We start from the raw sequence: 12,904 nt of genomic DNA, 5'->3' as shown, positions 1-12,904 counted from the left end.
CACCGGAAGGAGCTTCGGAGCGCGTGATCACGAGATTGACGCCGCAGGACGCGTCGTTCTATCGGCTCGAGTCGAGTAGCAACCCGATCCACATCGGCTCTCTCGCGATCCTGAACAACACTTCCCCTGACATCACAGGTCAGGTGCTGGACTACGAAGGCCTCGTCGACCTGGTCGAATCCCGGCTGCCGATGGTGCCGCGCTACCGCCGCAAGGTGCGCGAGATCCCCCTGGCGATGGGTCGCCCGGTGTGGGTCGAAGACAGTCGCTTCGACATCAGCTATCACATCCGTCGCTCCGCGCTGCCCGGTCCCGGCAGCGACGAACAGCTCTACGACCTGGTCGCGCGCCTGGCGTCACGGCCGCTGGACCAGGGGCGGCCGCTGTGGGAGATGTATCTGATCGAAGGATTGTCGGACGGGCGCGCCGCGGTGTTCACCAAATCTCATTCCGCGCTGGTCGACGGTGACACCGCCCTGGAAATCGGGCACGTGATCCTGGACAACAGCCCGCTGCCGCGCGAACTGGCCGACGACGCCTGGCGGGCGCCGCGCGAACCCACCGATGTGGAACTGCTGGCCGGGGCACTGTCTCAACTGGCCGCCCAACCGCGCGAGGCCTACAGCGTGGTGCGCGACGCGGGCTCCAACGCGTTCGGCGTGGTGCGCGGGACCAGGATGGCCATGGCCGCCGCCGCCAACGCGGTGCGCGCGGCCACCACCGGTGCCGCGCCCGACAGCCCGCTCAACGCCCGCACCTCGCGCAGCCGCCGGTTCGACGTGGTGCGCACCGACCTCGAGGACTACCGCAAGATCCGCAGGCATTTCGACTGCTCGATCAACGACACCGTGCTCGCGGTGGTCACCGGGGCGTTGCGCAACTGGCTGCTGTCGCGCAACGAGGCGCTGACCGAGTCGACCAACCTGCGCGCGGTGGTACCGATGTCGGTCTATGTCGACGGCGACAACCAGCTCACCCCTGCCAGCGAGGTCTCGTCGTTTCTCATCGACCTGCCCGTGGGCGAACCGAACCCGACCATGCGGCTGTCGCACATCTCGCACGCCACCGAGGAAGCCGGCCGAACCCGACGCGGCGTGCGCGCCCGCACGCTGGTGCACCTGGCCGGGTTCGCGCCCGCCAGCCTGCACGCGATGAGTGTGCGCGCGGCCAGCACCTTCGCCGACAACAGTTTCAACCTGGTGATCACCAACGCGCCGGGGCCACAGACCGCGATGTACATCGGCGGAGCGCGCATGCTGGAGATGTACCCGGTGTCGCCGCTGCTGCGCAATCAGACCTTGAGTTTCGGACTCACCTCATACGACGGTCAGGTCTTCTACGGACTCAACGCCGACCGCGACGCCATGGCCGATATCGATGTCCTCGCGGCATCGGTGCACGAATCGATGGAGGAGTTGCTCGGTGCCTGTCTCTGAGAACGACACGATGCGCGTCTACATCCCCGCCACCATCCCGATCCTGCGGCAACTGGTCGACGAACAGCAGCTGCTGCCGCTGGGCGCGACCGCGTTCGCGGTGACCCCCGCCCTGCGCGAGGCGTATGCGGCCGGCGACGACGAGGAGCTGGCCGAAGTGGCGATGCAGGAGGCCGCGCGGGCCTCCATGCGGTTGATCGCGGCCGAACGCGACGGCGACGACGAGATGGACGACGATGCCACCGCGGAAGGTGAGGCGGCCAACCCGGGTTCGCCGGTGTATCGGCGCGCGGTGATCGCCGCGGACGTGCCGGGGGCGAAACTGCGGCCCGACCTCGACGACGCGGTGGTGAAGCTGTCGGGGCCGGTCACGTTCGCGCAGGTCGCGGCGGTGCACGTGGACCTGGCCGACGCCGAACCGCAGGTGGCCAAGGCGGTGGACGTCATCGACGCCGCCGATCTGGGCGATCCCGACGCGGAGTTCGTGCTCGGCGACGCCGAAGACCACCAGTTGGCCTGGTACGCGCCCCAGGAAGTGCCGTTCTTGCTGGAACTTCTGTAGTTTTTCCGGTTACGGGGTCCATCGCTTGCCCAATGTTCACAACTGGCGCAAAACCTACGATGCCGTAACCTGGGGTGCTGGCGGCACCAGCCGCAACTAGGCACAGGAGAAAACGCACAGCATGGTGCTCAACAAGTTCCGGGAATGGCTCGAAGCTCCGGCGGCGCAGGTCGGCGATCGTGGCGGCAAGCTGAACGTTTTGCGTGGTGCGGTGGCCCGGGTGACCACTCCCCTGCTCCCCGACGACTACCTGCACCTGGCCAACCCGCTGTGGTCCGCGCGCGAACTGCGCGGGCGCATCGTGGAGGTCAAGAAGGAGACCGCCGACTCGGCGACCCTGGTGATCAAGCCGGGCTGGGGCTTCGACTTCAAGTACCAGCCGGGGCAGTACATCGGCATCGGCATCCTGATCGACGGCCGCTGGAACTGGCGTTCGTACTCGCTGACCTGCCCGCCGGACTGGACCGGCGAGGGCGGCAAGCGCCTGATCTCCATCGCGGTCAAGGCGATGCCCGAAGGCAAGCTGTCAAGCCACCTTGTCAACGGAGTGGCCGAGGGCACCATCGTGCGCCTGGCCGCGCCGCAGGGCGGGTTCGTGCTGCCCGAACCGCCGCCGTCAAAGGTGCTGTTCCTCACCGCGGGCAGCGGCATCACCCCCGTGATGTCGATGCTGCGCACGATGGACCGGCGCGACGGTGTGCACGATGTGGTGCACGTGCATTCCGCGCCCACCGACGCCGACGTGATGTTCGGCGCCGAGCTGCGCGCCTTGCACGACAAGCACCCCAGCTTCGTGTCGCACCTGCAGCTCACCGACGACCACGGCCTGTTCTCCCTGGCCAGCCTCGACGAGCTCTACCCCGACTGGCGCGAGCGCGAGACCTGGGCCTGCGGACCCGCGCCGATGCTCGACGCGATCGAAAGCCATTGGAAGACGGCCGGAGTCGCCGACAAGCTGCACATCGAACGCTTCGAAGTCGAACGCTCCGCGGTCGGCGAGGGCGGCACCGTCACCTTCGGAACCACCGGCCGCACCGTCACCGTGGACGGCGCCACCAGCCTGCTGGAAGCCGGCGAATCGGTGGGCGTGCAGCTGCCCTTCGGCTGCCGCATGGGCATCTGCCAGACCTGCGTGGTCACCATCTCCGCCGGACACGCCCGCGACCTGCGCAACGGCGACGAACGCCAGCCCGGCGACAAGGTGCAAACCTGCATTTCCGCCGCCGCGGGCGACTGCACGCTGGACATCTAACCGATTGTCAAACCGGTTACCGGGTACCCTCGAAGTAAGCGTCGGCCACAACCCGTGACCGACGGCAATCGCCCAGGCCTTTGACTTCGATCAGACCTCGCGACCACAACTTAGGACCACTCACAGGACAACACAGTTCGAGGCGACAAACCGATGCGCGCAGCGCCGGTTTTCGGCCGCCTTGATCTGGACTGACCAGAGGGTGCGACGAAGGAGTGCCCGGCGGGAGGGAAGATCAAGGTTCCCAGGCCGAAAACCAGCGGCGCCAGCCGCAAAATAAGCACAGGAGGACCCCCGGGTGGCTATCACCGATATCCAGGCCTTCGCCCATTTGACGGCGGCCGACATCGAGACCCTGGGGAAAGAACTCGATTCGATCCGCCGTGAGGTGGAGACCTCCCGTGGTGAGCGCGATGCCAAGTACATCCGTCGCACCATCGCCGCCCAGCGTGCCCTCGAGGTCGCTGGGCGCGCGGTGTTGTTCGGCAGCCGTAACCGGTGGGCCTGGCTGGGTGGCACGGCGATGCTGTCGGTGGCCAAGATCATCGAGAACATGGAGCTGGGCCACAATGTGAGCCACGGCCAGTGGGACTGGATGAACGACCCGGAGATCCACTCCACCAGCTGGGAGTGGGACATGACGGGCACGTCGTCGCAGTGGCGGCGCGCGCACAACTATTCGCACCACACCTACACCAACGTCCTGGGCAAGGACGAGGATCTGGGCTTCGGCATTCTGCGGATGACCCGCGACGAGCCTTGGCGCCCACTGCATCTGGTGCAGCCCGCGGCGAATCTGCTGCTGGCCGCGACCTTCGAGTGGGGTATCGCGCTGCACGATCTGGGCATCGAGAAGGAGCTGGCCGGGATTCCCGACAGTGACCACACCTCCGCGCCCGATATCGAGTTCTACCGCAAGGCCGGCCGTCAGGTCGTCAAGGATTTCGTGCTGTATCCGGCGCTGACCGGTCCGGCGTGGAAGTCCACGATGAAGGCCAACGCGACCGCGAACCTGGTGCGCAACCTGTGGTCGTACGCGGTGATCTTCTGCGGGCACTTCCCCGACGGCGCGGAGAAGTTCACCATCGAACACCTCGACGGGGAGACCCAGGGCGGCTGGTACCTGCGTCAGATGCTGGGCAGCGCCAACTTCAAGGCGGGCCCGGTCATGGCGTTCATGAGCGGCAACCTGTGCTACCAGATCGAGCACCACCTGTTCCCCGACCTGCCCAGCAACCGGTATTCCGAGGTCGCGGTGCGGGTGCGCGAGCTGTGCGACAAGTACGACCTGCCCTACACCACCGGTTCGCTGGGCAAGCAGTACCTGCTGGCGTTCCGCACCATCCACAAGCTGGCGCTGCCGGACCGGTTCCTCAAGCGCACCGCCGACGACGCGCCCGAGACTTCGTCGGAGCGCAAGTTCGCCGGGATCACTCTGCCCGACGCGCTGCGGGTGGATCCGGAGACGGGTCTGCGGTTCGGTCTGCGCTCGGCGCTGCACGACGCGAAGGTGTCGCTCGAGGCCAAGGCGCGGCATGAGAAAGAGGTGCTGCGCGAGGCGAAGACCGCCCTCAAGGCACGGGCGCGGCAGGAGAAGCTGGCGCTGCGGCAGGCCAAGCGGGCACTGGGTGAGCGGGCGCGGGACGAGCGCGACAAGGCTGCTCGCCGTATCGGCCGCACTGCCTGAATAACATCTTCATCTCGGTTTTTCAATAGGATGTTTCACACAATTCGGACCGAAATTCACCAACCTACGCTCTCGTAACTTACGGTACTGTAGCCGCCATGGCGATCTCGGATGTCAAGGAATACGCGCACCTCACCGCTGCGGACGTAGAAGCTCTCGGTGCGGAGTTCGACGCGATCCGTCGGGAAATCGAATCCTCCCGCGGAGCCGCCGACGCGCGCTATATCCGCAACGTCATCCGGTTACAGCGGGCGCTGGAGATCAGCGGCCGCACGGTGCTGTTCGCCAGCTTCCTGCCCCCGGCCTGGCTGGCCGGTGTCGCACTGCTGGGCTCCGCCAAGATCATCGAGAACATGGAGATCGGGCACAACGTCATGCACGGGCAGTGGGACTGGATGAACGATCCGGAAATCCACTCCACCTCGTGGGAATGGGACAACGCGGGCCCGTCGGCGCACTGGAAGATCACCCACAACTTCCTGCACCACAAGTACACCAACGTGCTCGGCATGGACGACGACATCGGCTACGGCCTGCTGCGCGTGACGCGCGACCAGCGCTGGATGCCGTTCTACCTGGGCAACCCGATCTACAACTTCGTGTTGCAGGCGCTGTTCGAATACGGCGTGGCGATCCAGCATCTCGAGCTGGGCAAGGTCGCGAAGAAGAAGTGGGACAAGGACTCCCCCGAGTGGAAGCAGTTCGAAGCCGACCGCACCCTGGTGCTGAAGAAGATCGGCAAGCAGGCCGCCAAGGACTACGTGGTCTTCCCGCTGCTCACCGGCCCGGCCTTCCTGTCCACACTGACCGCCAATATGGCCGCCAACGTGGTGCGCAATGTGTGGACCAACGCGATCATCTTCTGCGGTCACTTCCCCGACGGCGCCGAGAAGTTCACCAAGGCCGACATCGAGGGTGAGACCAAGGGCGAGTGGTACCTGCGCCAGATGCTGGGCAGCGCCAACATCAGCGGCGGGCGACTGCTGCACTTCATGAGCGGCAACCTCAGCCACCAGATCGAACACCACCTGTTCCCCGACCTGCCCAGCAACCGCTACGCCGCCATCGCGGTGCGGGTGCGCGAGCTGGCCGAGAAGTACGACCTGCCGTACACCACCGGATCGCTGCCGGTGCAGTACTTCAAGTCGTGGCGCACCATCCTCAAGCTGTCGCTGCCCAACAAGTACCTGCGGCACACCACCGACGACGCGCCCGAGACCAAGTCCGAGCGGCTGTTCGCCGGCAACACCGCGCCGTCGATCGACCCGGTGACCGGGCGTCGCCAGGGGTTGCGCACCGCGCTCGCCGCCGGGCGCAAGCTGGCCCGTCGCTCCGCCGCCTGACCGGGCGCGACGGTAGGGTCGGCGCGTGAGTGCCGACCAGATGAGCGTCTACGACGCGATCCGATTGCGTCGTGATGTGCGCGCCGAGTTCACCGGCGAGCTCGTCGACGACGACACCCTGCTGCGCATTCTCGACGCCGCGCATCGTGCGCCCAGTGTCGGGAATTCGCAGCCGTGGGATTTCGTCGTGGTGCGCAATGCTGCGACGCTGCAACGCTTCGCCGATCATGTAGCCGACAAGCGGGTCGAGTTCGGCGCGTCGCTGCCTGCCGAGCGGGCGGCGACCTTCTCGCCGATCAAGATCGACGGGATCATCGAGAGCGGCACGGGAGTTGTTGTCACCCACGATGATTCGCGGGGCGGACCGCAGGTGCTCGGGCGCGCGAGTGTGCCCGAGACCGGGGTGTACTCGACGGTGTTGGCGATCCAGAATCTGTGGCTCGCGGCGACCGCGGAGCAGGTGGGGGTGGGCTGGGTGTCGTTCTACGACCCGGAATTCCTGCGCGAACTCGTCGACCTGCCCGCGGGGATCAAGCCGGTGGCGTGGCTGTGCGTGGGGCCGGTGCACGAGTTCCAGCAGGTGCCCGATCTGGAACGGTTCGGGTGGCGGACGGGGCGGGCGTTGGCCGAGGCTGTGCATCACGAAACCTTCGGCGGCTGAACAGAACCGGGCGAAATCCGGGCATCCGCGCGGTGCGGATACCCGGATCTGTCACCGGACTAGGCCAGCTTGATCAGGCCGTAGTCGAAAGCGTGTCTGCGATAGACCACCGACGGGCGGTCGGTCTCTTTGTCGTGGAACAGGAAGAAGTCGTGGCCGACCAATTCCATCTGGTAGAGGGCGTCGTCGACCGACATCGGGGTCGCGGTGTGCACCTTGGTGCGCACGATATGGCCGGGACCGGTGTCGTCGGCGGCCTCGTCGTGATCGTGGGCTACGGAACCGTCGGGTGGGGAGAACAGCGACTCGTCGACCAGTGTCGCAGTGGCCTGCGCGACCGAGACCGGCGTCTTGTCGCCGTAGTGGACTACGCGGCGCTTGTCCTTGGTGCGGCGCAGTCTGCTCTCGATCTTCTGGGTGGCCGATTCCAGCGCGGCATAGAAACTGTCGGCGCACGCCTCGGCGCGCACGATCGGTCCACGGCCGCGCGCGGTGATCTCCACGCGCTGACAGGCCTTGCGTTGACGACGGTTGCGTTCATGGAACAGTTCCACATCGAACAGGAAGATCGAAGGGTCGAAGCGCTCCAACCGAGACAGCTTCTCCGCGACGTAGATTCGATAGTGGTCAGGAATTTCGACATTGCGACCGGAGACCACCACTTCGGCGTTGGGGGTCTGGAATTCGATCGTCTCGGTGGCACCGTCATACAGTGCGGTGGGTTCAGCGTCTTGCACTGATGCCCGTGAAGAAGTCGTCACGCGTACCTCCCGGATATGGCCGCACAAACTGAGAACGTCTCGCGGCGGGATTGAGCTGTGCCGATCGGGAATCGCCCGGCACCTGTCTCCGTGGCACCACCTCCAAACGTGTCGTCAGGTGTGTGTTCGCGACGCTAGTCCGCCACGGGCAAGTCCGCCACTGTTCACGCGAACTTTCCTCAGTCAAGCCGCACAGGTCACCAAAACCGCGCGCGGAACTATGCCGATTCGACTAAGAACACGTGTCGATTCGCAGGCGGTGGCGCCGGTGGTGAGCACGTCGTCGACCAGGATGACCTGCGCTTTCGCGTCCACGCGGGCCCATTGCGCCGGATCGGTGGACGCGATGATCTTGCCGCGAAGATTGTGTGCGCGCTGCGCCGGTGTCAAGCCCACCGAATCCCGCACGCCACTGCCCATCCGCAGCAGCGACGCGGTTCGGCAATCGATCAGCCATCGGGCCGCGGACACCGCCGATCGCGCCACCGGGTCACCGCCGCGACGGCGGGCGGCCACGGATCTGGTCGGCGCAGGCACGAGCACCAGCGGTCGATCGGGGGCGCGTAATCGAACCAGCGCGTGGGCCAAGGCAAGGCCGAGCGGGTCGGCCAGATCGCGCCTACCGTGCTCCTTGGCCGCCAACACCGCCCGCCGCGCGGCCCCCTCGTACGGACCGAGCGCCCAGCACGGAATGCCCGGGTCAGCGCGCGGCCGGACCCGCACAGGCCCGCGCCCGAGTTCCGCCGCGCACCCCGCACACCATTGCTCCCCCGCCGCCCCGCAACCACCACACCGGTCGGGCAGGACCAAATCCAGCAGCGCCTTCATAGCGACCGAGTATGGCCCAGGGCACTGACACACTCAGCTCGGCAGGACTGGCACGACCTGATCTCCCGTTAGTCCGGGTACTTCGCGCCAGAAACGGTCGTTGCGGGTGGGATCGGCGGTCTGTAGCTGCAGTACGGCCCGGGAATCGGCCACGTACTGCGTGGCCGGGGCCGCGGTGACGACCCGGACCGGCGGGGTCAGGTTCTGGGAGGTCACGGAGCTGAACTGGGAGCCGTCGACCGACACGGTGAACACCGGGTCCACGTTGCCTTCCCTGGCGGCCATGATCGTGTCGCCGGTGACCCAGCTCAGCGAGACCACGCGGGTGCTCAGGCCCAGTGCCAGCGGCAGTGGGGAGGTGAGCGCGTACTTGCCGTCGGGGCGCCGATCGACCACCGCGACGTAGACCTTGCCGTCGGCGATCAGGGCCGCGCGCACGCCGGTCCGCGAGATCACCACCTCGCTGATCGGTAACCGCGGCGCGCCGGTGCCCTCGAGCAGTCCCGAGATGTCGACGTCGTCGGTGGAGACATTGCCGGTGGCGCGGTCGGTGACCGCGCGGATGACCCGGTCACCGTCGATCACCGTCCATGCCGCGCCGCCGTCGCTGGTCCAGGACGGCCTGGCGATGGTCGAGCCCTCGGCCACCGCGAACGCCTTGGCGCCGTAGTTGCCCAGCAGCAGGGTGCGGGCGGGTTCGGGGGCCGGTTTGCCGGAGTCGGCGACCGCGGCGACGAACTGGCCGTCCGCGGAGATGCCCACGGACTGCAGGTTGGTCGCCTCACCGAAAGAACCACTGGGCGTGACGATCCCGTCCGGGGTGACCTGCACCAGGGTGCCGTTGCGCAGCGCGTGCAGACCGATCCGGTTCTGGCCCGGCGCCGAGGCGCTGTACTGGTCGACATCGGCCACCGACCAGCCGTTGGCCGCGTACCGGTCGTCGATCGGTTTGCCGTCGGCCAGCAGCACATACGGGCCGAGGATGTCCGCACCGGACAGGGTCAGCACCACCTGCGCGGCGAGCAGTTCGCGTTCGCGCGGGCCCATCGTGCCGATGCCGGCGAAGTCGATGCGCACCCCGCCCAACCCGACGCCGACATCGCCGGGTTCGTTGTCGGCCTTGGTGATCGGACCGCGCAGCGAGGCCGGCGGCGCGAGCTGATTGCGCGCCACCGACACGATCGAGGACTGCGGGCCCTGCGCCAGCATCGCGATCAACCGCTCGGTGACCTGGGCGCGCGGTACCGAGATCCACCGCGGATCCGGCACGAGCAGGTTGTTGCCCGGGTCGATGTAATACAGCACGTAGCGGTGGTAGGACTTGATGAACGCGTCGTTGTCCATCACCACCCCCGGCGGCAGGTCGGTGATCCGCCATTCGCCGTCGATCTTGCTCATCTCGATCTTGTTCTCGATGGTGCCCTCGGTGGCGCGGTAGCCGCCGTCGCGGGCGAGCTCACCGGCCTTACGGGCACGCAACACGTAGCTGGCCTTGTCGCCCGACCGCGACTCGCGCAGGGTGTCGGGGCGGTCCTCGACGATGGTGGTGCTGGCCTCGTCGTTCCACTCGCCCGCGGTTTCGGGGGTCATGTATTGGCGGGCCGCGGCGTGCCGGTTGGTGGGATCGGCGCTGGCGGTGAGGAAATCGCCCAGCAGCAGGTCGGGGTCGCGGCCGGAGATCGGCGGGGTCGGGCCCTCCGATGTGGGCGCGCGGTTGATCGTGCCCAGCGCCTGCGGAGCCGACGATTCCGGCAGGCTGGCGCACCCGGTGATCACCATCAACCCGGCCAGCATCGCCGCGACGAGTGCGGCGCCGTATCGACGATCACCACGCGCACTCGTCATGACTTCCCGTCTTCGGTCTCGGTGGACATCGGCTGGTCGAGATCGGCATCGCCGCTGGTCGCGGGTGGTTCGTCGGCCGAATCCCCCGCCGACGCGTCCGCGGGCTGCGGTGCCGGAAGGGCGATCGGGGATTGCGCCACGGCCGCTTCGGTTTCGACGATAGTCGGCTCGGCCGGTTCGGCTTCGGGCAGTGCGGGGACCTTGCGCAGCATCGGTTCCAGCGCCAGCGGGCTCTGGCCGAGTTTGCGCCCGCGCACCATCGGCAGCAGCAACCGGAAGCTCGCGCCCACACCGGGATCGCCCCAGGCCTCCAGCCTGCCCTCGTGCAGATTCGCGTCCTCGACACTGATCGACAAGCCAAGACCCGTGCCGCCCGAGCGACGCACGCGCGAGGGGTCCGAACGCCAGAATCGGTTGAACACCAGCTTTTCCTCGCCGGGTCGCAAGCCGACGCCCTGGTCGCGCACCACCGTGGCCACGGCATTGGCCTCAGCGTCACCGCGCATCCGGATCAGCACCGGCTTGCCCTCGGAGTGGTCGATCGCGTTGGCCAGCAGGTTGCGCAGCACCCGTTCCACGCGACGCGGGTCGACCTCGGCGATCACCGGCTCCTCCGGCAGGTCGATCACCACCTCGATCTCGGCGTCGCGGGCAAGGTGGCGCACCGTGGAGATCGCCGCACGCGCGCACATGCGCACATCCAGCGATTCCACCTGCAGTTCGGCCACACCCGCGTCGTGTCGGGAGATCTCGAGCAGGTCGTTGAGCAGTCCTTCGAACCGGTCCAGTTCGTTGACCAGTAGCTCCGAGCTGCGGGCAAGCGCCGGTTCGAGCTCGTCGCTGGAACCGTGGATCAGGTCCGCGGCCATGCGCACCGTGGTCAGCGGGGTGCGCAGTTCGTGGCTGACATCGGAGGTGAAGCGGCGCTGCAGATTGCCGAATTCCTCGAGCTGGGTGATCTGGTTCGACAGGCTCTCGGCCATCTCGTTGAACGCCTGCGCCAGCCGGGCCATGTCGTCCTCGCCGCGCACGAGCATGCGTTCTTTGAGTCGACCGTCGGCGAAGCGACCCGCGATCCGCGCCGCGGACCGGATCGGCAGCACCACCTGCCTGGTGACCAGCGCGGTGATCGCCGCCAGCAACACCAGCAGCACCACACCACCGATGAGCATCGTGCCGCGCATCAGCGACAGGCTCGATTCTTCGCTTGCCAGCGGGAAGATCAGGTAGATCTCCAGCGTGGGGACCTCGGCGCTGGGACTGCCGATCACCAGCGCGCGCCCGCGATAACCATCGGGGTCGGCGACGGTGGTGAACTGGTAGGAGACCTGGTCGCGCTGCACGAACCGGCGCAACTCCTGCGGCACCTCCGACACCGGGCCCACGGTGATCTCGCGCGGCGGCGTTCCGCCGACCATGGCCAGCGCCGAGTCGAAACTACCCGCGGCACCACTGGACTGGCCGGTGCCGCCGCGGTTGGACAGCTCGGCGCGCGCGTCGGTGAGCTGTTTGTCCTGGGTGGCGTTGCCGGACTGGATACCCGACAGCCGATCCTCGATCGTGTTGCGGGCACGATCCATCTCCTCGACAGCCGCGTTGATCTTGGCTTCCAGGAGCCGGTCGGTGATCTGACCGGTGAGCACGACCCCCAGGATCGTGATGACGATGAGCGACAGGGTCAATGTCGACACGATGACTCGCAGCTGCAGCGAACGGCGCCACAGATGGCCCAGTGCCGTCCCGACGGCCGAGAACCAAGCCATGATCGGGGTTGCCCACTGCCGCAGCTGCGCCACTGGACCAGTGGTCACAGCGGCGCCCCACAGCGACCGATCACGGCGGTCCGGCCTTGTAACCGACGCCGCGCACGGTCAACACGATCTCCGGGTTCTCCGGATCCTTCTCGACCTTGGCGCGCAGACGCTGCACGTGCACGTTCACCAGACGGGTGTCGGCGGCGTGCCGGTAACCCCACACCTGCTCGAGCAGGACCTCACGGGTGAACACCTGACGCGGTTTGCGCGCCAGAGCCACCAGCAGGTCGAATTCCAGCGGGGTGAGCGAGATCTGGGCGGGACCGCGAGTCACCTTGTGCGCGGGCACATCGATGACGATGTCCGCGATCGACAGCAGCTCGGCGGGCTCGTCCTCGGTGCGGCGCAGACGCGCTCGCACGCGGGCGACCAGCTCCTTGGGCTTGAAAGGTTTGACGATGTAGTCGTCGGCACCGGACTCCAGGCCGAGAACCACATCGACCGTATCGGTCTTGGCGGTGAGCATGACGATCGGAACGCCGGAATCGGCCCGCAGGACACGGCATACGTCGATGCCGTTCATGCCGGGCAGCATCAGGTCCAGCAGAACCAGGTCGGGGCGGATTTCCCGCACCGCCGACAGGGCCTGTGTGCCGTCGCCGACCACGTGCGGGTCGAACCCTTCCCCGCGCAAGACGATGGTCAGCATCTCAGCGAGTGCCATATCGTCGTCGACGACCAGAATCTTGGGCTTCATAGTCCTATGTTGTCATCT

General features: G+C 67.1%; 11 protein-coding genes. 6 read left to right on the top strand and 5 right to left on the bottom strand.

Annotation, left to right across the window (positions count from 1 at the left end; all coding sequences use genetic code 11):
- Positions 1-23: 23 nt before the first annotated feature.
- The 6 genes from ACFWVD_RS02750 to bluB all read left to right on the top strand — a co-directional run bounded on the left by ACFWVD_RS02750 (position 24) and on the right by bluB (position 6,941).
- Positions 24-1,436 carry a wax ester/triacylglycerol synthase family O-acyltransferase gene (locus tag ACFWVD_RS02750; RefSeq protein ID WP_379240187.1) on the top strand — a complete coding sequence of 471 codons (1,413 nt, stop codon included), beginning with the start codon at positions 24-26 and terminating at the stop codon, positions 1,434-1,436.
- A 10-nt stretch (positions 1,437-1,446) separates the two neighbouring features.
- The gene (locus ACFWVD_RS02745; protein WP_379240955.1) at positions 1,447-1,998 is read left to right on the top strand and encodes a DUF6912 family protein; all 552 of its coding nucleotides are present in this window, start codon (positions 1,447-1,449) and stop codon (positions 1,996-1,998) included.
- A 121-nt stretch (positions 1,999-2,119) separates the two neighbouring features.
- A complete protein-coding gene (locus ACFWVD_RS02740; protein ID WP_379240186.1) occupies positions 2,120-3,250 on the top strand; it encodes a ferredoxin reductase in 1,131 nt (376 codons plus the stop codon).
- Between the two features lie 298 nt (positions 3,251-3,548).
- On the top strand, positions 3,549-4,937 hold the full coding sequence (locus ACFWVD_RS02735; RefSeq protein ID WP_379240185.1) for a fatty acid desaturase family protein: 1,389 nt from the start codon (positions 3,549-3,551) through the stop codon (positions 4,935-4,937).
- A gap of 98 nt (positions 4,938-5,035) precedes the next feature.
- A complete protein-coding gene (locus ACFWVD_RS02730; RefSeq protein ID WP_379240184.1) occupies positions 5,036-6,280 on the top strand; it encodes a fatty acid desaturase family protein in 1,245 nt (414 codons plus the stop codon).
- A 40-nt stretch (positions 6,281-6,320) separates the two neighbouring features.
- A complete protein-coding gene (bluB, locus tag ACFWVD_RS02725; protein WP_379240954.1) occupies positions 6,321-6,941 on the top strand; it encodes a 5,6-dimethylbenzimidazole synthase in 621 nt (206 codons plus the stop codon).
- A 59-nt stretch (positions 6,942-7,000) separates the two neighbouring features.
- Here bluB and hpf read toward each other — a convergent pair whose 3' ends face one another.
- From hpf to mtrA, 5 genes are all read right to left on the bottom strand, one after another.
- Positions 7,001-7,702 carry a ribosome hibernation-promoting factor, HPF/YfiA family gene (hpf, locus tag ACFWVD_RS02720; RefSeq protein ID WP_379240183.1) on the bottom strand — a complete coding sequence of 234 codons (702 nt, stop codon included), beginning with the start codon at positions 7,700-7,702 and terminating at the stop codon, positions 7,001-7,003.
- A gap of 183 nt (positions 7,703-7,885) precedes the next feature.
- Complete coding sequence (locus ACFWVD_RS02715) at positions 7,886-8,530, bottom strand: ComF family protein (RefSeq protein ID WP_379240182.1); 645 nt, start codon at positions 8,528-8,530, stop codon at positions 7,886-7,888.
- Positions 8,531-8,563: 33 nt separating this feature from the next.
- Positions 8,564-10,375, bottom strand: a complete 1,812-nt coding sequence (gene lpqB / locus ACFWVD_RS02710) for an MtrAB system accessory lipoprotein LpqB (protein WP_379240181.1) — start codon at positions 10,373-10,375, stop codon at positions 8,564-8,566.
- The gene (gene mtrB, locus ACFWVD_RS02705) at positions 10,372-12,138 is read right to left on the bottom strand and encodes an MtrAB system histidine kinase MtrB (RefSeq protein ID WP_379240952.1); all 1,767 of its coding nucleotides are present in this window, start codon (positions 12,136-12,138) and stop codon (positions 10,372-10,374) included. Before mtrB ends, lpqB begins: the two co-directional genes overlap by 4 nt.
- 70 nt (positions 12,139-12,208) lie before the next feature.
- Entirely contained in the window at positions 12,209-12,886 is a 678-nt protein-coding gene (gene mtrA, locus ACFWVD_RS02700) for an MtrAB system response regulator MtrA (protein ID WP_379240180.1), read from the bottom strand.
- Between the last annotated feature and the right edge of the window lie 18 nt (positions 12,887-12,904).

The sequence above is a fragment of the Nocardia sp. NPDC058666 genome (genome assembly GCF_042714895.1).
Lineage (GTDB): Bacteria > Actinomycetota > Actinomycetes > Mycobacteriales > Mycobacteriaceae > Nocardia.
Note: the sequence above shows the minus strand (reverse complement) of the source record. Positions and strands in the feature narration are given on the sequence as shown.